At 61.4% G+C, this 19,913-nt stretch carries 12 protein-coding genes; 3 read left to right on the top strand and 9 right to left on the bottom strand.

Annotated elements, in window-relative coordinates; translation table 11 throughout:
• Positions 1-75: 75 nt before the first annotated feature.
• Entirely contained in the window at positions 76-786 is a 711-nt protein-coding gene (locus M0814_RS12610; protein ID WP_103484822.1) for a TraX family protein, read from the bottom strand.
• A 126-nt stretch (positions 787-912) separates the two neighbouring features.
• Here M0814_RS12610 and M0814_RS12605 point away from each other — a divergent pair, with 126 nt between their 5' ends.
• Both M0814_RS12605 and M0814_RS12600 read left to right on the top strand, forming a co-directional pair.
• Positions 913-1,953: a low specificity L-threonine aldolase gene (locus M0814_RS12605; protein WP_003228968.1), complete on the top strand. Its 1,041-nt coding sequence runs from the start codon at positions 913-915 to the stop codon at positions 1,951-1,953.
• 206 nt (positions 1,954-2,159) lie between these two features.
• Complete coding sequence (locus M0814_RS12600; protein ID WP_103484823.1) at positions 2,160-2,984, top strand: NAD(P)-dependent oxidoreductase; 825 nt, start codon at positions 2,160-2,162, stop codon at positions 2,982-2,984.
• 121 nt (positions 2,985-3,105) lie between these two features.
• Here the strand turns inward: M0814_RS12600 and gbcB are convergent, their stop codons facing one another.
• A complete protein-coding gene (gene gbcB, locus M0814_RS12595) occupies positions 3,106-4,206 on the bottom strand; it encodes a glycine-betaine demethylase subunit GbcB (RefSeq protein WP_103484824.1) in 1,101 nt (366 codons plus the stop codon).
• Positions 4,207-4,486: 280 nt separating this feature from the next.
• Here gbcB and gbcA point away from each other — a divergent pair, with 280 nt between their 5' ends.
• Positions 4,487-5,782, top strand: a complete 1,296-nt coding sequence (gene gbcA / locus M0814_RS12590) for a glycine-betaine demethylase subunit GbcA (RefSeq protein ID WP_003228971.1) — start codon at positions 4,487-4,489, stop codon at positions 5,780-5,782.
• A 103-nt stretch (positions 5,783-5,885) separates the two neighbouring features.
• Here gbcA and M0814_RS12585 read toward each other — a convergent pair whose 3' ends face one another.
• From M0814_RS12585 to dgcA, 7 genes are all read right to left on the bottom strand, one after another.
• A complete protein-coding gene (locus tag M0814_RS12585; RefSeq protein ID WP_103484825.1) occupies positions 5,886-7,130 on the bottom strand; it encodes a metallophosphoesterase in 1,245 nt (414 codons plus the stop codon).
• Between the two features lie 25 nt (positions 7,131-7,155).
• The gene (locus M0814_RS12580; protein WP_103484826.1) at positions 7,156-9,024 is read right to left on the bottom strand and encodes a hypothetical protein; all 1,869 of its coding nucleotides are present in this window, start codon (positions 9,022-9,024) and stop codon (positions 7,156-7,158) included.
• 198 nt (positions 9,025-9,222) lie between these two features.
• A complete protein-coding gene (locus tag M0814_RS12575) occupies positions 9,223-12,675 on the bottom strand; it encodes a GMC oxidoreductase (RefSeq protein ID WP_103484859.1) in 3,453 nt (1,150 codons plus the stop codon).
• Positions 12,676-13,747: 1,072 nt separating this feature from the next.
• A complete protein-coding gene (locus M0814_RS12570; RefSeq protein ID WP_103484861.1) occupies positions 13,748-14,518 on the bottom strand; it encodes an electron transfer flavoprotein subunit beta in 771 nt (256 codons plus the stop codon).
• 10 nt (positions 14,519-14,528) lie between these two features.
• The gene (locus M0814_RS12565) at positions 14,529-15,749 is read right to left on the bottom strand and encodes an electron transfer flavoprotein subunit alpha/FixB family protein (protein ID WP_103484862.1); all 1,221 of its coding nucleotides are present in this window, start codon (positions 15,747-15,749) and stop codon (positions 14,529-14,531) included.
• Complete coding sequence (dgcB, locus tag M0814_RS12560; protein WP_103484863.1) at positions 15,749-17,698, bottom strand: dimethylglycine demethylation protein DgcB; 1,950 nt, start codon at positions 17,696-17,698, stop codon at positions 15,749-15,751. The genes M0814_RS12565 and dgcB overlap by 1 nt, the downstream gene beginning before the upstream one ends.
• A gap of 154 nt (positions 17,699-17,852) precedes the next feature.
• Entirely contained in the window at positions 17,853-19,913 is a 2,061-nt protein-coding gene (gene dgcA, locus M0814_RS12555) for a dimethylglycine demethylation protein DgcA (RefSeq protein WP_003228979.1), read from the bottom strand.

Below are 19,913 nucleotides of genomic sequence, written 5' to 3'. Positions count from 1 at the left end.
GCGAAAGCGGTGTGTCAGTCGACATCTATGCCGTCTGATACACCGCTTTCGCGAGCAAGCCCGCTCCCACAGGGGTTATGTGCAGGCCGTGCGAATGGCGAGCAGCAAGAGGAAATGCAGGGGATAGAGCGCGTACGCCCAACGGCGCATGGGCAGCGGATGGATAGATCTGAAGTGTCGCAACAAGAACAGCCCGAGCATTGGCGCAATCAGGCATGCCGCGATGCCGAACACCGCCACGTAGTTGCCAAACTCCGCCGCCTCATACAGCACCTGCCACTGATTCCCCGCCAGACACACCAGCCCCGGCAGCAGGCCGAAGTACCAGGGGCGACGGATCACCCACCGCAGCGCCAGCGGCAGCAACACGCCAAACACGCCGAACATCAGCCACTGCGAAAACAGCGCCGCCAGCAGCAAGGCACCGACGCCCAACAGGCGCGATGGCAAGGTTCGATCCTGCCACCCTCGCGCCACCAGCAAACCGAGCGCCAGCGTGGGCATCACGTTCAAGGTGTCGGGATCAGGAATGTACAAGCGGTAGGGAATCTCGCTGACCAGGCTGAACAGCAGCAACCAGCCCAGATAGCGCCACTCGGTCTTCTGCGCACCGGCCCGGGCAAGGTTCGCCGCCATCGCCAGACAGAACCACGGGAACGCCAGACGCCCCGGAACATACAGCCAATCGGCGCTGATCCCGACATATCGCAGGTGATCGAGCAGCATGCTTAGCAGCGCCAGCCACTTGAGCAAATCCAGCGCGCCGTCGCGTTTAGTCACGTGCATAATCGGGCAACAAACTGGTAATTTTCTGACAGCGACATCCCGTGTGCTCCCCGGAAGATCTTCGGTAAAGTGCGCACCATCATTGACCACGAGCCTTCACAAGAGTCTCGACCACGGAAGCCGGCCATGACCGACAAGAGCCAACAATTCGCCAGCGACAACTACTCCGGTATCTGCCCTGAAGCCTGGGCTGCCATGGAACAGGCCAACCACGGCCACCAGCGCGCTTATGGCGACGATGAATGGACCGCGCGCGCTTCGGACTATTTCCGCAAATTGTTCGAAACCGACTGCGAAGTGTTCTTCGCCTTCAACGGCACCGCCGCCAACTCGCTGGCGCTGTCGTCACTGTGCCAGAGTTACCACAGCGTGATCTGCTCGGAAACCGCCCACGTCGAAACCGACGAATGCGGCGCACCGGAATTCTTCTCCAACGGCTCGAAACTGCTGATCGCCGGCACCGAAAACGGCAAGATCACCCCGCAGTCGATCCGCGAAGTCGCGCTCAAGCGGCAGGACATCCACTACCCGAAACCGCGCGTCGTGACCCTGACTCAGGCCACTGAAGTCGGCAGCGTCTACACCCCGGAAGAAGTCCGCGCCATCAGCGCCACCTGCAAGGAACTGGGCCTGCACCTGCACATGGACGGCGCGCGTTTCTCCAACGCCTGCGCCTTCCTCGGCTGCTCGCCGGCCGACCTGACCTGGAAGGCCGGCGTCGACGTGCTGTGCTTCGGCGGTACGAAAAACGGCATGGCCGTGGGTGAAGCGATTCTGTTCTTCAACCACAAACTGGCCGAAGACTTCGATTACCGCTGCAAGCAGGCCGGGCAACTGGCGTCGAAAATGCGCTTCCTCTCGGCACCGTGGGTCGGCATCCTCGAAAACGACGCCTGGCTCAAATACGCCCGCCACGCCAACCACTGCGCGCAACTGCTGGCCGAGCTGGTCAGCGACATTCCGGGCGTGGAACTGATGTTCCCGGTGCAGGCCAACGGCGTATTCCTGCAACTCTCGGAACCGGCCATCGCCGCGCTGACCGCGAAAAACTGGCGTTTCTACACCTTCATCGGCAAGGGCGGCGCACGTTTCATGTGTTCGTGGGACACCGAAGAAGAACGCGTGCGCGAATTGGCCCGTGACATCCGCGAAGTGATGTCGGCCTGATAGCTCCCCCCCCTGTGGGAGCGAGCCTGCTCGCGAAGAGGCCGGCACATCCGACATAGACGTCGGCTGACAGACCGCTTTCGCGAGCAGGCTCGCTCCCACAAAAGCTCACCCAATCCAATCGCCCCTCCTCGTTCGCACCTGAAGACTTCGTCTACATTGTCTGTCGAGCCCCCCGCTCACATAACAACAGCAAGAGCATCGGCATGTCGCTACAAGGCAAAACCCTGTTCATCACCGGCGCCAGCCGTGGCATCGGCCGTGAGATTGCGCTGCGCGCCGCGAAGGACGGGGCCAATATCGTGATTGCGGCCAAGAGCGCCGAAGCTCATCCGAAATTGCCCGGCACCATCCACAGCGTCGCCGCAGAAGTCGAAGCGGCGGGCGGCAAGGCATTGGCGCTGCAACTGGACGTGCGTGATGAAGATGCGGTGCGCAGTGCACTGGCCCAGGCCAACGAACATTTTGGCGGCATCGATGCCTTGGTGAACAACGCCGGGGCGATCAAGCTCACCGGTGTGCAACACATCGAACTCAAACGCTTCGACCTGATGCACCAGATCAACACCCGCGCGGTGCTGCTGTGCAGCCAGGCCGCCCTGCCCTATCTGAAGAAATCCGCCGGACACATCCTCAACCTGTCGCCGCCGCTGAATCTGGCAAGCAAATGGTTCGCCCAGTACAGCCCCTACACCGTGACCAAATACGGCATGAGCATGCTGACGGTGGGCATGAGCGAGGAATTCGCCAATTACGGGATCAGCGTCAATTCGCTGTGGCCGCAGACCATGATTGCCACGGCGGCGATCGAGTTTCAGCTGGGCAACAGAGAGTCGTTCAAGCATGCGCGCACGCCAGCGATCATGGCGGATGCGGCGCATGTGATCCTGAGCAGCAGCGGGCGGCAGATCAGCGGTCGGCTGTTGATTGATGAGGAGATTTTGCGAGAAAACGGCGTGACCGAATTCGATCATTACCGATTCGAGCCGGACAGCAACGCAACCCTGATGCCCGACCTGTTCATCGATTGAAAACACATTCCCGTGTGGGAGCGGGCTTGCTCGCGAAAGCGGTGTGTCATTTAACACGTTTGCCGACTGATCCGACGCTTTCGCGAGCAAGCCCGCTCCCACAGGGGATTTGCATCGACCCTTAGAACTCGATCCGCACGTCGCCCTTCGGCACGCTGCAGCACGACAGGATGAACCCTTCCGCCTCGTCGTCCTCGGTGATCCCGCCGTTGTGCTCCATCTCCACCTCGCCACCGAGCTTGAGCACCTTGCACGTGCCGCAAATCCCCATGCCGCAGGCTTTCGGGATCATCAGGCCAAGCTTGGCCGCGGCTGCGTGCACGGTTTCGCCCGGGCCCACGCGAATGCTCTTGCCGGAGGCGGTGAACTCGACCTGATGCAGATCCGCTGCGTCGATTTCCGGTGCCTCGGCCGCCTGCTCGGCCTGTTCCACCGCGTCGGCACGGGCCTCGGGTGGTGTGGCGCCAAAGGATTCCTCGTGATACCGCGACATGTCGTAACCGGCGGCTTCCAACAAGCGCTTGACCGCGGTCATGTACGGCGTCGGGCCGCAGCAGAACACTTCGCGTTCGAGGAAGTCCGGCACCATCAGTTCGAGCATCTTGTGATTGAGGTAGCCGCGATAGCCGGCCCACGGCTCGCCCAGCCCGTGTTTTTCGCAGATCAGGTGCAGGCTGAAGTTATCGATCCGCGACGCCATGTGCTCCAGTTCGCGGTGATAAATGATGTCTTTCGGCGAGCGCGCGCTGTGGATAAAGGTCATGTCGACGTTGGCGTTGGTGTCGTAGAACCAGCGCGCCATCGACATGCACGGGGTGATCCCCACGCCGCCGCTGAGATACAGCACTTTCGGACTCGGGAAGTCGATCGCGTTGAACAGCCCGACCGGCCCGTGCACCGCCAGCTCCTGGCCTTCATGCAGGGTGTCGTGCAGCCAGTTGGAGACCTTGCCACCCGGCACCCGTTTGATGGTCACCGAGAAGCTGTACGGCACCGACGGCGAACTGGAAATGGTGTACGAACGCATGATCGGCTGACCGTCGATTTCCAGCTCCAGGGTCACGAATTGCCCGGGCTTGAAGAAGAACAGGATCGGCTGGTCGGCCATGAAACAGAAGGTGCGCACGTCCCAGGTTTCCTGGATGACTTTGACGCAACGGACGATGTGTCGGCCATTGGCCCAGGTCTGGGTGGTGACCGGATTCAGGAAGCTGTTGGACATGCTGTTCTCCACGGCCGACTGTCGGCCTTCATGTGGCGATTCTGCGTATAGCGCAGACCGCCCGTTTACCTATCCGCGACATCGGCATGCTTATCGCGACCAGCCCCCAACCACCGGGGGTTGCGCGTCGGGAACAGATTGCACCATGTCGCCCATGGATAAGGTTCCGCCCAGCGCCGGCCCCACACTCGCCTCACATCAAACAGATTCTTTACACCTTGCGTAGCAACCCTGATCAGCCACTTTCGCGGCCACGCAGATGGCCTTGAGGAATACATCGATGGACGTCACCGCAAAAATCAGCCTGGGCGATCCGCTAGAACCCGCACGCAAGGCCACCGCACAGATGCTGCAGGAGCGCGAGCGCACCTTTTCCCTGCCGCAACCGTTCTACAGCGATGAGCGCCTGTTCGATATAGACATGCAGGAGATCTTCCAGAAAGAGTGGTTGATCGCCGGCATGACTTGCGAGATCCCGGCCAAGGGCAACTACCTGACCCTGCAGGTCGGCAAGAACCCGATCATCGTCATCCGTGGCGCTGACGGCGTAGTCCACGCCTTCCACAACGTCTGCCGCCACCGTGGCTCGCGCCTGTGCACCAGCGACAAGGGCAAGGTTGCCAAACTGGTCTGCCACTACCACCAGTGGACCTATGAGCTGGACGGTCGTCTGCTGTTCGCCGGCACCGAGATGGGTGCCGACTTCGACATGAAGCAGTACGGCCTCAAACCGGTGAACGTGAAGACTGCCGGCGGCTACATCTTCATCAGCCTGGCGGAGAATCCGCCGGCCATTGATGACTTCCTGTCGACACTGAACCACTACATGGAACCGTACGACATGGAGAACACCAAGGTGGCGATCACCACCACCTTGATGGAAAAGGCCAACTGGAAACTGGTGCTGGAAAACAACCGCGAGTGCTACCACTGCAACGCGTCGCACCCGGAACTGCTGAAGACCCTGCTGGAATGGGACGACGTCACCGACCCGCGCGCCGATCAGGCGTTCAAGGATCACGTCGCCGCCTCCGCCGCGGCGTGGGAAGCCGAGAAGATCCCTTACGCCCACGCCAGTTTCGGCCTGCGCAACCGTATCGTGCGCATGCCGCTGCTCAAAGGCACCGTGTCGATGACCCTGGACGGCAAACAGGGCTGCGCCAAACTGATGGGCCGGATCAAGAACCCCGACCTCGGCTCGATGCGCATCCTGCACCTGCCGCACTCGTGGAACCACTGCATGGGCGACCACATCATCGTCTTCACCGTGTGGCCAATCAGCGCCCAGGAAACCATGGTCACCACCAAATGGCTGGTGCATAAGGACGCGGTGGAAGGTGTGGATTACGACGTCGAACGCATGCGCCAGGTGTGGGACGCGACCAACGATCAGGACCGGCGTCTGGCCGAAGAGAACCAGCGCGGGATCAACTCCACCGCCTATCAGCCAGGGCCGTACTCGAAGACCTATGAGTTTGGCGTGGTCAACTTCGTAGATTGGTACAGCGAGCGGATGCTCAACAACCTTGGGGCCGAGCCGGCGCCGTACCTCAAGGGCGTCCCGGTTCAGGGCTAAGATCAAAGGCAAAAGCTTCGCGAGCAAGCCCGCTCCCACATTTGGAATGCATTCCACCTGTGGGAGCGAGCTTGCTCGCGAAGAGGCCGGTCCGGTCACCGCCTCACTTGGATGACCACCTCACACTGCCATCCTCACCAATAAACTCCTCAAAAATATCCTCCCCCACCAGCCTGATTTTCGCGTAGCCATTCAACACCCGCTGCGGATAGTCCGGGTCTTTGGCATCCTGCGTCTCCGACCACAGCACCCGCGAATGCCCGTCCAGCTCGCTGGCGTTGCCGTATGGAATCGCCCCGTGCCCGGCGCAGCGCGCATGCAAACTGCCCTGTTGTGCGTAGACGATGCCGTTGTGCAGATGTCCCCAGTACCAATAATCCGGCTCGCGCCCCAGGGCATCGCACACCGGTTGATACAGCGCGGTCTTGTTGTGCCCGGAAATGTCGAAGCCCTGATGATGGCTGAGCACCATAATCTTTTTGCGTTTCGGCAGGCCCTTCATCCAGACGATCTGCGGCTCGTTCAGGGTGCCATCCATGTACAGGTTCATCGCATCCGAGGCGTAGGCCGAATCGAGGCCGACCACCAGCCAATCGTCATTGATCAAGGCGAAATAACTGGTGCCCTGCTGCCCCGGAAAGCGCTTGGCCAGTTCCTTGAAATAGCCGTGGGCGCCGCTGTACATCTCATGGTTGGAATTAAGGGTGAAGGAACCGTGGCTGCCCATCGGCCAACCGGCCATGTCGACGTCTTCCTGCGAGTGGCTGCCGGCGTAATACACGTCACCCAGATGGATGGTGAAATCGGCTTGCGCCAGTTGCATCTGGTTGGCGACTGAAACCGCCGGCGCATGACTGTCAAAGGGGCCGGTGCCCCAGTCGCCGGCAATCGCCAGGGTCACGTCGCGCTCCATCTGCACCACCGCCGGATCGGTGCCGAAGGTCGCGTGGTGACGCAGGTTTTCGATCCATTTCAGCAGCGCCTCGCTCCACAGCAGATCGAGCAGTTCCCACTTGCGACAGCCGAGCAGACTGCCGTCCTTCAGCACCCGGGTTTGCAGTTGATCACTCGACTGCGGCAAAGGCGCAGCGTTGCCGATGCGCAGGATCGACAGGCCATGGGACAATTCCCACGGCACCGCCGGTTCGTCGCCCGGCAACTCGCCGTTTTTCAGCACGTATTGCGCCTGATCGTGACCGCGCTGCAGCAGCTTGATGATCGCCTGAAACTCCTGCGGCTCCAGCTCGCTGATGAGCTTCATCCAGGCCATTTCCATGCGCGTGAACAAGCCGTGAAGGCGCAGTTTGACCTTGTCGTACTCGTGTTCCCAATGACTGACCAGTGACATGGCGTAATCCTCTATCCGTAAGGGCTCACAGGGTTTTCATGAATTCGATCAACGCACGCTTGTCGTCGTCCGAAAGCGTCGTGCCATACAGGTGACCGGTGTTGTGGTTGCCCTCCAGCCGCGTGTCGTATTTGAAGTCCGCCGAGGCCTTGGCCTGGGCGCCGCTGGTGACGAAACCGACATTGACCGGGTCGTAGACGTCGGAACCGGTGATGAACACCACCGGACGTTTTTCCGGCGGTTGCAGCAGATCCCACAGGGTCGGTACCGAACCGTTGTGCAGATACGGCGCGCGCAGCCAGATGCCGTCAGTCGGCGTGTTGCTGTAGCTCTGGGTCTTGCGATAGGCGCCGAAGTCGAACGGCGGTTTCTTGAAGGTGTGGAACGCCGTCACCAGACCGGTGGTAAACGAGTCCAGCCGATGCGGATCGGTGCCGAGCTGATCGATGTTGGTGGTGACCTGCCCGGTGTCGGCACGCCCGAAGTCATGGCAACCGGCGCAATTGGCTTCCCAGATCGGTTTGCCCTGCGCGACTTTCGCTTGATCCAGCGCCCACGGCCACGCCGGCGGCTTGTGCCCGAGCAGCCAGTTGGTCACCCGGTTGAAGCTCGGCGGCAGCACCGATTCCGGGGTCGCGCCCACGGCCATGGCGGCGGCGTAGTTGCGCTCGTGGATCTTGTTGTTATTGCCGTCCCAGTGCAGGTACATCGACTCCCGCGGCTTCTGGTTCCACACTTGCGGCAGGTCGACGGTGCCGATGGTCGAGTCATCCGGGAAGCCGAATACCACCATTTTCGTCGGGTTGAAGGTGTCGGTGCGGCCCGGCCCCTGAGCGGGCCGCAACTTCTGCCAGGCATAGGCCTGTTTCTGTTTGAGCAGCGCGCTCTTGGCCATCGGGATGATCAGGTAGCGGTTGTAGAGCTTCTCGAAAAAGCCCAGCTGGAATTTGCTGTTGATCGCCGCCATTACCGCGTCGGTAGTGAATTTCGGATCGCTGGCGCAATCGTAGGCGTACCACTGGAAGGCTTGCAGTTGCAGGGTGTTGGCCGGTGCGCTCGGCACATTCACCGCGACGTCGCTGGCATTGGCCCGGTAGGAGCCGGTGTGGCACAGCGCGCAGTTCGGCTCTACGGTCGGGTAACCGATTTGTCGCTTGGCCATGCCGATCGGCAGGTCCTTGCCGTTTTCATAGAGGAAGCCGAACACTTCCCAGCCGCCGGGTTTGGGCATCTTTTCCGGGCACATCTGCGGCAGCACGGCGAACAGGTAATACGGGATCCGCGCTTCGATGCCCAAGCCGATGGCGGCGTATTTGTAGTGGTCTTCGTCGGAGGCGTATTCCTGCTCCGGCACCACGCGCAGCATCTGGTACCAGGTTTCGTAACCGATGAAACCCAGTAGCGCCACCACGATCAAGGTGCCGACCTTGAAGGCATGGCTCTGCCATTGCCGCGCCCAGGCCGCGCGCCACTCGCGCCAGCCATCGCAGAGCAACGCCCATGGTCGGTGCTCGGGCGTGGTGCCCAAGTACAGCAGAATGCCGAGGATCAGAAAGAAGCTCAGATCGCCCATCAGCATCGGCACGAACACCGAACCCTGAATGCTCGTATTGATCAGGTAAATCCAGAACACCACGGCGATCAGCCGCGTCAGTACGCACAACCAGGAATGCACCACGTAGCGCGGCGCGTTGAAGCCCGACGGCATGTAAAACACGCTGATGCCCACCAGCAGCATCCCGGCGTTTTCCAGCCACGGGTCGGAGAGTTGCGGCGGCAGGCCGACTACCGATGTCAGCAACCCCGGCGCAAACAGCGCCGGAATCGCGAACACCATGTTCATCGCAATGCCGATCCAGATGAAGCGTTGAAACCAGCGGATACAGGTATCCATGTCATCCATTTCCTTGTGCAGACCTTAGGAGAGTCCCTCTGTGTGATGAGCTTTTGTGGCGAGGGAGCTTGCTCCCGCTCGGCGGCGCAGCCGTCGTAAACCCGGCAGATGCGGTGTTTCAGGAAAACCGCACACTCAGATTTTGGGGCCGCTTCGCAGCCCAGCGGGAGCAAGCTCCCTCGCCACAGGAAAACTTCATCAACCGAGGGCCGTTTTCTCCAGGTGTTCAAGGATGATCGGATACACATCCACCACCGCGTTCTTGCCGAACATGCAGTCGATGTGGCCGTAGCCCGGCACCACATGCCGGCTGTAGCGCTCCGGCCCGTGGACTTCGCAGACTCGCTGGTAAGTCTTCAGCGTGCTTTCTGGCAGGTAACACTGGTTCTCCGCACCGCTGATGAAGCAGATCGGCATGCTCAGCCGGTCGAAGTGCGGCATGTACACATCGTTGCCCTTGAAATCCACCAGGTGCCCTTTGCGCACGATCAGCGCCAGGTGCTCGAAGGTCTCGATGTTCGACTCGCCGAACAGTTCGTGCAGGTTGTCGTGCAGGGTTTCGTTGAGGGTGTCGTGGCGATACAGCGAGGCGTACATGAAGGTGATGCGGTGGCACACAGGATTGGTGCAATAGCCCTGCGCCTCGATCCGCGCGTAGCCGTTGAGGGCTTTGTCGTAGAGGCGGTTGAACCAGTTTTCCTTGCTGTCGGCGTAAGCCGTCATCGACTTGATGCCGATCGCATCGAGCATCCCCGGCAGGTGCAGACCGGCCTTCAACCCGGTAGCGGTGGCGACCACGGTGTCAGCGGCAATCTGCGAGCAGACCACCGAACGCACGCCCTGCAGCCCCGCCAGCAACGACATGAAGAACGTGGTCGCGCCGTAGCAATGCACCACGCATTGCACGTCTTTGGCCTGGGTCTCCTGCTGAATTTGCGCGATGGCAGCCTTGAAGTCGTACTGGGCAATCTGGTCGCCGTTCCATTCTTTCTTGCTCGCCGGCAGCAGAATGCTCACGCGGAAATCCAGCAGCCACACGTCATAGTCGTGCTTGCACAGGTACTCCAACAGGTTGGTCTGGATGGTGTCGGTGGAAAAGATATTTGAACCAACGCCCAGGCCATGCACCAGCATCACCGGGCCTTTGCTGCCGGCCTGATAGCGGGTCAGGCGCAGTTCGACGCCGTCCTCGGTGGGGAAGAAATGCACCGCCGGAGTCGGCGCATCCAGCGGCCGTTTCAACCGTGGCGGCGCGTCGGGATTGAAGTAGACATCACCGGCAAACACTCCGCCGTAACTCTCCCAGAGGATTCCGGCGAAGAACTTGCCGAAGCGCGCCAGGCCTTCGATGCGCTCGCGCTCGTTGCGCGCGTTGAGCACTTTCATGGTGGTCATCTGCTTGGCGAAATCGGTCGGATGAATGTGCATCACCCCGGAGCCGATCACCTCGCCCGACTTGTCCGGCCCGCGATACAGCGTCACATACAGGGTGCTGGTGTCGTGCCAGATGTTCAGCACGCCGTTGTCTTCCGGCACGGTTTTGAAGGCACTGAAGAAATAGTCGTTGCCGTCCTCGGCGGTCAGTTTCATGTCGTATTTCATGTGGCGCGTGTCGACCTGCTGCTCGAATTGCTCGAACAAATTGAACACGCCATTGCTGGCGGTCAGCGGTTGCGGCGACAGCGCCGGGGCATTCACGGTGCCGACAATGGTCGCGGCGTGTTGCGGCTCCTTGATCATCCGATTGAGGTCGTTGGCGGTGATGGTCAGGGTGAAGTCGATCGGCGAATTGTCCGCCTCGCCGCGTTTGGCCGCCGCTTCGTAGACTTTCAGATCGGTGCTCTGCGCAGCGGTGAAGGCGCGGGAGAAATAGCCCTTCATGGTTTCGGTGAACTGCACGCCGAGGGTCGGTGGTGCCACCTGTTTGCGCGGTGCCGACGGCAGCGTGTAGTCGATCTTCCAGCCACGGTCGGCAGCCAGCAGGCCCATGTTGCGTTCACTCACGGCGGAGATGGTCAGCAGCGGATTGACCGCCAGCGAGGTCGGGATCACCGCGCCATCGGTCACGTAGAGGCTGGCGTAGACATCAGTGCCGTTGGCGCCGCTGAACACCTGGCCCTTGTGATTGACCACGCCTTGCGCGGCGTCTTCGCCCATCACGCAACCGCCCAGCGGATGCACAGAAACGATGCTGTGCTTGAGCAGCCTGGTCCAGATCGGATTCTCGACCCAGACCCCGCCCAACGCCTTGGTGCTCTGGTACAGACGCTCATTGCCGAGCTTGAAGTTTTCCTGTTCGCCGACGCCCGGCCAGTCGATACGCAACTGGTCCTTGTTGTCGAGAAGCATCCGGCCCTGGCCGCTGTCGTGGCTCATGATCAGGTAGGTCTGCATGTTGTGCAGCGCGCCGTAATACGGGCCGCGCAGAAAGCTCTCGGCTTCGCGTTCCTTGTAGCCGAGCTTGCCACTGAAACTGTCGTCAGTGGCCACACCGATCATCTCGGCAAACCCGGCCATCGCCGGCACCATCGGCCGGCCGAGGGCACCGGGGATCGAACCTTCCTCGATGACCATGCGGCTGCGCCAGTCACCTTCGGTGCGCATGTCGATGACCGAGGTGATGCACGGGCCAACCGGCTGCAGCTCCTTGGCCGAGTGCGCGCCGAAACCGATGCCGTTGATGGTCTGCTCGCAGTTGTGGCCGAAGCCGAGAATGTCACCGTTGCCGCTCATGTTCTCGCCGAGTTGACCGGACATCACCAGGCCCTTGTCCCGCGAGCGCAGCAGAATCTCGGTCGAACCAAGAGTGCCGGCGGAGACCACGACGATATCGGCCTTCACAAACAACGTTGGCGCGTCGAATTTCTCGCGACCGCTGTCGAGATACTGGAAGTGCACGATCCAGCCATCGCCATCGCGCTCCAGATAGCGCACCTCGGCCTGACAGAAAATCTCCGCGCCGTGGTTCCAGGCGTCCGGCAGATAGTTCATCAGCGTGGTGTTCTTGGCCTTGTTGTTACAGCCCGAGACGCAGTCGCCGCACTGGTTGCACGGCAGTTGCTCGACGCCGACGTGGTTGAGGTTGTTCGGCAGTTTGTCGAAGGTCACGTTGATCGGCGGCTTGTAGAAATGCGCGCCCTGCTTGAGGTAGTCCGCAGACTTTTTGTTGGCGTCGAGCTTGGGCAAGTTCGGCGCGTTGTTCGGGTACGGATTGGGCTTGAGCATTTCCCGGGCGCGGGCGTAACCGTCCTTGAGCAAGGTGTCGCGGTGTTCGCGCACGGCTTGAGGCCAGCGCGGGTCATCAAATACCCCGGGCTCGGGTTCAAGCGCGACGTTGGCATTGATCAGCGACGTACCGCCGAGGCCGCAACCGACCACCACGTTCTGCTGCGCATTCACGTGCAGGTCGAACAGTCCGGTGCGCGAACCGATATGGCCGTCGGGGTCGTGCACCTGCAATTCTTCGGTCGCGGCAATCATCGTGTTGGGGTATTCGCCGGGCTGGATCTCCCGGCCCCGCTCCAGCAGGCACACCTGCTTACCCGCCCGGGACAGGCGCGACGCAGCAATGCCGCCGCCATAACCGGAGCCGATGACAATGACGTCGTAGTGTTCCTTGATCTCGCTGATGGGCGTTGCGATGCGTGTCATGAGACTGATCCTTTCTCAGGCTGATGGGGCAACTCTGCGGTTGCCTGCAATCAATGGGCGAACGAGCACCTGGCCTCCGGGGCGAGCCCGGCGACAGCACAGCGGTTAAAGCAGGAGGTCGCTACAGACGAGCGCGTTGATTGGCCGCACGACGTAACGTGCGCTTGCGTGGCGAGGGGGGATGGCGGTGTGGGCGGCTATCCATCATGCGTTCTCCCAGAACCTGATGTGGATAAGTGACGGCTGTCCTTGTGCCATTGCAGTGAAGACAGCGCAGGAATCGAAGTCAAGGCAACGCTTTAGAACTGTATGAAATCTGATCAATTGCTATTTGGACTAAGCCGGCCGGGGCTAGTGAAGTTCAGCGAACAAGTTATCCACATAGCCATGCACAGCAAATGGGGGTAACTGTGGATGAACGGAAAAATAACTGGCTGATTTGTGAAGAAAACTCGTGACTTATCCAGAAGAATGATTTGCAGGAGTGATTGGCTGTTTTTTGATCAAATCTCTACAGACCACATTTCATATGGCCTGTAGAGGATGGCGAACACGTTATCCACAGAAGCGCCAACAGACTTCGGGGGTAACTTTACGGCTGCTGTGGAAAAGCGCTGGAAGCTGTGTGAAATCGGGGTTTGCGCGGGGATTATCAGCTTTAAAAGCTTAATTGATCATTTATTGATCAAATCTCTACAGACCACGTTTTATATGGCTTGCAGCGGACAGCGAACATCTTGTCCACAGAAGCGCCAACAGAGATTGGGGGCAACTTGCAAAGTTATTCAGGAGAAAAAGCCCGGAAAAACCGTGACTTAGGTTGGTCGTTTTTTAACCGGATGGCTACAGGGCTTGATTGGCGTGGGGTCTGGGGATGGGCGAACACGTTATCCACAGATCCGCCAACAGGGATTGTGGGTAAACAACACTGAAACTTGCTGCCCCCCTATCCAATGTGGGAGCGGGCTTGCTCGCGAAAGCGGTGGGTCATTCAACTTTGATGCAGCTGAAACGACGCTTTCGCGAGCAAGCCCGCTCCCACAGGGGGTGTTCAGTGTCTGGAGGATTGTGGCTAGCGCACGACGCCCTCTTCGATCAGAAGTTTGAGAATCGCTTCCGCCCCGGCCTGCGCGGTCACGCCTTTGAGCACCTGCCCACCGCCACCACTCGCCTTGGCGGTGGCAGCTTTCATCCGGTCAGCGCCGCTCTTGGCCTTGATCACCTTCAGGCGTTTCGGCCGTGGCTTGGCCGGTTGCAACGTGGCAACCGCCAGCAATTCATCATCCAGCACCTCCACGTCTTCGGCGTTCAACACGCCACGCTGCGCCGGGCCATACGCACTCTGCCGCGGCTTGGGTGCGGCGTTATCCACAGTCGCCAGAAACGGCAGGCGCACCTTCAAGCGCCGCCGCTGGCCACGGGGCAAGGCTTGCAGCACCAGCGCCGAACCATCGGTGATCGACTCGACCTGCGCCAGCCCCACCACCAACGGCCAGCCCAGCCCTTCGGCGAGCAGGAACGGCAACATGCCCGAGCCCTCACCGGTTTCCGCCTGACTGCCGGTCAGCACCACCTGAGCGCCAGCCTCGCGCAGATACGCGGTCAGCGCCGGCAAGGCGTCGGCGCCAGCGGGTTGCTCCAGCACATGCAGCTGTTCCAGGCCCATGCCCAGATAGGCGCGCAACGCCGGTTCAGCAACGTCCCCGGCATGCAGCACTTGCAGGTTATCCCCAGCCAGTTGCAGGCCCAGTTCCACGGCGCGGGCGTCCTGTTCGGCGCGGCGTGGCCGGCCAGACGTCGGGTGCGCACCGATGGAAACCAGACTGATGATCTTTGTGCTCATAACCCGTTCCTTAAGCCGCATCGCGCTTGGCTTCGTTGCGGTAAGCCGCTACCGCCGCGATTAACGCCTGAAGAATTTCTGCGCTTTCGCCAATCACCGAAAGATCGGCACGTTTGATCATGTCGCAACCGGGGTCGAGATTGATCGCCACCACCTTGTCGCAGGCACCAATGCCCTGCAGATGCTGGATCGCTCCGGAGATACCCACAGCCACGTAAACCCGTGCGGTGACCCAGGTACCGGACGCACCGACCTGCCGATCACGCGCCATGAAGCCGTCGTCCACCGCCACCCGCGAGGCGCCTTCGGTGGCGCCGAGCGCCGCAGCTGTCTGGTGGAACAGCGCCCAGTCCTTGACCCCGTTGCCGCCGGAGAAAATGAATTCGGCCTCGGCCATCGGAATCGCCGCCGGATCCACCGCTACCGCGCCGAGATCCTCGATCCGCGACAGGCTGCGCGCAATCGTTGTGGATAACTCCACCGGCAGGGCTTCGTGACGGGTTTCGCTGACCGGCTCTGCGCATTCGGCGGAAGCCAGAATCAAGCGTGCGACCGGCCGCGCCAAATCTTGCAGGCCCGCACCGGCACGCCCGATGCATTGCTGATCCTTGACCTGCCACACCCGCGTCGCCGGGCGTTCGCCCAGTGCCGCGGCAAAACGCCGACCGAGTTCACCGCCACCGCTGCGACTGTCCGGCAGCAGCCAGTGACGCGGGTTGAACTGGTTATCCACAGCCCGCAGGCCCTGCACCCGTTGCTCCGGTGCATAACCGCTGAATTGGTGGCCCTCCAGTACCAGCAAGCGATCAACGCCGGCCGTGGCGAAGGCGTTCTCTTTGTGTTCGCCAAACACCACCGCCAGCACCGCGCCGTCGTTGCCGGCCAATTGATGAGCGAGGCCGAGCAAGTCGCGGTCGTGGCTGCTCAAGCGACCGCCGACCATGTCCGGCACCACGCTGATGTAGAACGCCGGGGCCGGTACCTGATGCAGCGGCAATTGCACTGCAACCGTGGCCGAGCGTTTGACCGCCCCGCCCTGTTGCGCGCCGCTGCGGTCGATCCGTTTGATGCCGTTGGGACCGATGAAACCGATGCCGTGCAGGTTCTTGCGGATGACGCCATTGGGGCCCATCCAGCTGTGTTGCGCCGGTTGCATCGCCGCGTGCAACGGGTGCAGGCGGTTACGCGCAATCCATTCGGCGCGTGGGTCGCGGCGGATAATGTCGCTCATCAGTGGGCCTCCGCAGGTTCACGTTTGGCCGGTGCAGTCGGCTTGCCTGGCGCGGCGTCTTCGAGCAGCGCATCGGCCACCAGCTCGGCGATGTCCTTGATCAACGGACGCGGTTCGACCACGCCTTCGAGCATCGCCGTGCACTGTGGACAACCCACGGCCACCAGCTCGGCGCCGGTCTCGCGGATGTCGTCCATGCGCATGTCGGGAATCCGCTGCTTGCCCGGAATGTCGGTGATCGGCGCGCCGCCACCGCCGCCGCAGCAGCGCGAGCGGAAGCCGGAACGTTGCATCTCTTTGACCTCGATGCCGAGGGCGCGCAGCACTTCACGCGGCGCCTCGTACTCGCCGTTGTAGCGACCGAGGTAGCACGGGTCGTGATAGGTCACGCTGTTGCCTTTGTGCTGACCGAGGTTCAGCGCACCGGCCTGAATGATTTCCGCCATGTAGGTGCTGTGGTGCTGGACGAGGTAGTTGCCGTCGAACGCGCCGTACTCGTTTTTCAGCACATGGAAGCTGTGCGGATCGCAGGTGACGATGCGGTTGAAGCTGTATTTGGCCAGGGTCTGGATATTGCGTTTGGCGAGCAACTGAAAGGTCGCTTCGTCGCCCAGACGACGGGCCACATCGCCGCTGTCGCGTTCCTCCAGGCCGAGTACGGCGAAGTCGACTTTCGCGGCTTTCAGCACTTTGACGAACGCGCGCAAGGTGCGTTGGTTACGCATGTCGAAGGCGCCGTCGCCGACCCAGAACAGCACGTCGGTGGATTTCTTTTCGCTGAGCAGATTGAGGTTCAGATCCGCCGCCCAGTTCATCCGCCCGCCCGGGGCGAAACCGCCGGGGTTGTCGGTGGCGATCAGGTTCTCGAGAACTTCGGCACCCTTGTTCGGGGTCGCGCCTTTTTCCAGAGTCAGGTGACGGCGCATGTCGACGATGGCATCGACGTGCTCAATCATCATCGGGCACTCCTCGACGCAGGCGCGGCAGGTGGTGCACGACCACAAAGTCTCGGCATCGACCAGACCGTTGACGATCGGTTGATGCGGATTGCCGCTGTGCTCACCGATTGGCTTGCCCGGATATGGGCTGCCGGCGAAGTTGGCATCGGTGCCGCCAGCAAGGCCGACGACCATGTCCTGAATCAGTTTCTTCGGGTTCAGCGGCTGGCCGGCAGCGAAGGCCGGGCACGCCGCTTCGCACTTGCCGCACTGCACGCAGGCGTCAAAACCGAGCAACTGGTTCCAGGTGAAATCCTTGGGTTTTTCCACGCCCAGCGGTGCGGATGGATCGTTGAGGTCCAGCGGTTTCAAACCGGTGGAGCGACCGCCGCCAAAGCGTTCGGCGCGGCGGTGCCAGGCCAGGTGCAGCGCGCCGGCGAACGCGTGCTTCATCGGCCCGCCCCAGGTCATGCCGAAGAACAATTCCGACACGCCCCACAAAACGCCAAGCCCGAGAATCGCCGCGAGCAACCAGCCGCCGAAGTTCTCCGGGAGGATGCCGGCCACCGGCAGGGTCACCAGGAAGAACGACGCGGAGAACGCCAGCAGGCTTTTCGGCAGGCGCATCCACGGGCCTTTCGACAGGCGTGCCGGCGGGATGAGCCGGCGCCGGTAAACGAAGATCGCGCCGACGAACATCACCGCCGTCATCAACAGCAACGCGTAACCGAGGATGCGGTTATGCAGGCCAAAACCGTGCACCAGAATCGCCAGCACGATCGACGCCACCGCGCCGCCCGCCGTGGCGACGTGGGTGTTGGCGATGTATTTGTCCCGCGCCACCACGTGGTGCAAGTCGACCATGTAGCGCTTGGGCATGGCGAACAGGCCGCCGAGCAGATCGACCTTCGAGGCCCGGCCCCGACGCCACATGGCCACCCGCCGCAACGCGCCGAGGACACCAAGGCCCAGGGCGGCGAACAACAGGATTGGAAGAAGGGTGTTCAACATGGTGAAGCTCCCACCAGTACAGCCTGGAGAAACACGGTCTGCATTACTGTGGGAGCGGGCTTGCTCGCGAAAGCGCTGGATCAGTCAACTCATGCAGAACTGACAGAATGCATTCGCGAGCAAGCCCGCTCCCACAGGGGGCATGTGCAAGTCCTTAGAAGTCTTTGCACAACCGCAGGGCGTCATAGATCGCAGCATGGGTATTACGCTGCGCCACGCAGTCGCCGATACGGAACAGCAAGTAGCCGTCGCCGGTGGTACTCAGCGATGGCTGCGGCTTGATCGCGAACAAGGCATCGATGTCGATCTGCCCCTTGTTGCGCGAACCGTCCTTGAGTCCGTAATACAGCTCTTCATCCGGACGCACGCCGTTTTCCACCACCACCTGATCAACCACCCGCTCCTCTTTGGCGCCGGTGTATTCGTTCTCCAGCACCGCCACCAGCTTGTCGCCTTCGCGGTAGACCTTCTCCAGCATCATGTCGCCGGTCATGATCACTTCTTTCGGGTACATGCTGCGGTAGTAGGTCGGGAACGATGTCCCGCCGATGGCCACACCCGGCTTGATGTCGTCGGTGACGATCTCGACCTGGCTGCCCTTGTCGGCGAGGAAGTCGGCGACCGACATGCCGGTGAACTCGCAAATGGTGTCGTAGACCAGCACGTTCTTGCCCGGCGCCACCTTGCCGTCGAGCACGTCCCAACTGCTGACCACTAATCCTTCGGCGGCGCCCCAATGCTCGTTCTGCTCAAGGAACGGATGACCACCGACCGCCAGCACCACCACGTCCGGACGCAGATCGAGGATGGTTGCTGCATCGGCTGCTGTACCCAGACGCAGGTCGACTTTCAGCCGCGCCAGCTCCAGCTGGAACCAGCGGGTGATACCGGCGATCTGGTCACGCTGCGGCGCTTTCGACGCGGTAGTGATCTGCCCACCGATGAATTCTTTCTTCTCGAACAGGGTCACGTCGTGGCCCCGTTCGGCCGCCACGCGCGCGGCTTCCATCCCGGCCGGGCCGGCACCGACCACCACGACTTTGCGTTTCGGCCCGGTGGATTTCTCGATGATGTGCGGCACGCCCATGTATTCACGGGACGTCGCGGCGTTCTGGATGCACAGCACGTCCAGACCCTGGTACTGACGGTCGATGCAATAGTTGGCGCCGACGCATTGTTTGATCTGGTCGACCTGGCCCATCTTGATCTTGGCGATCAGGTGCGGGTCGGCGATGTGCGCGCGGGTCATGCCGACCATGTCGACGTAACCACCTTCAAGGATGCGCGTGGCCTGGTTCGGGTCCTTGATGTTCTGCGCGTGCAGCACCGGCGCTTTCACCACTTCCTTGATCCCGGCCGCCAGGTGCAGGAACGGCTCCGGTGGATAACTCATGTTGGGGATCACGTTGGCCAGGGTGTTGTGGGTGTCGCACCCTGAACCCACGACACCAATAAAATCGATCATGCCGGTGTCGTCGTAATACTTGGCGATCTGTTTCATGTCCTCGTGGGACAGGCCGTCCGGGTGGAATTCGTCACCGCAGATACGGATGCCGACGCAAAAATCGTCGCCGACTGCCTTGCGCACAGCCTTGATCACTTCGAGGCCGAAACGCATGCGGTTCTCGAAGCTGCCGCCCCACTCGTCAGTACGCTTGTTGACGCGCGGGCTCCAGAACTGGTCGATCATGTGCTGGTGCACGGCAGACAATTCGACGCCGTCCAGGCCACCGGCCTTGGCCCGTGCCGCAGCAGTGGCGTAGTTGCCGATCACCCGCCAGATTTCTTCCGGCTCGATGGTCTTGCAGGTCGCACGGTGCACCGGCTCGCGGATGCCCGACGGCGACAGCAGGGTCGGCCAGTGCTCGCCGTCCCAGCGCGAGCGACGGCCCATGTGGGTAATCTGGATCATGATCTTGGCGCCATGCTTGTGCATGGCGTCGGCCAGATTCTGGAAGTGCGGGATGATCCGGTCGTCTGCCAGGTTCACCGATTTCCACCAGCCTTGCGGGCTGTCGATGGCCACGCTGGAAGAACCGCCACAGATCGCCAGGCCGATGCCGCCCTTGGCTTTCTCTTCGTAGTATTTGACGTAACGGTCGGTAGTCATGCCGCCGTCAGTCGCGTAGACCTCGGCGTGCGCGGTGCTGAGCACGCGGTTGCGGATGGTCAGTTTGCCGATCTGGATCGGCTGGAACATTGCTTCGAAAGCCAT

This window comes from Pseudomonas sp. MWU12-2020 (genome assembly GCF_023100605.1).
Taxonomy (GTDB): Bacteria; Pseudomonadota; Gammaproteobacteria; order Pseudomonadales; family Pseudomonadaceae; genus Aquipseudomonas; species Aquipseudomonas fluorescens_H.
This window is presented reverse-complemented; position numbering and strand designations above follow the sequence as displayed.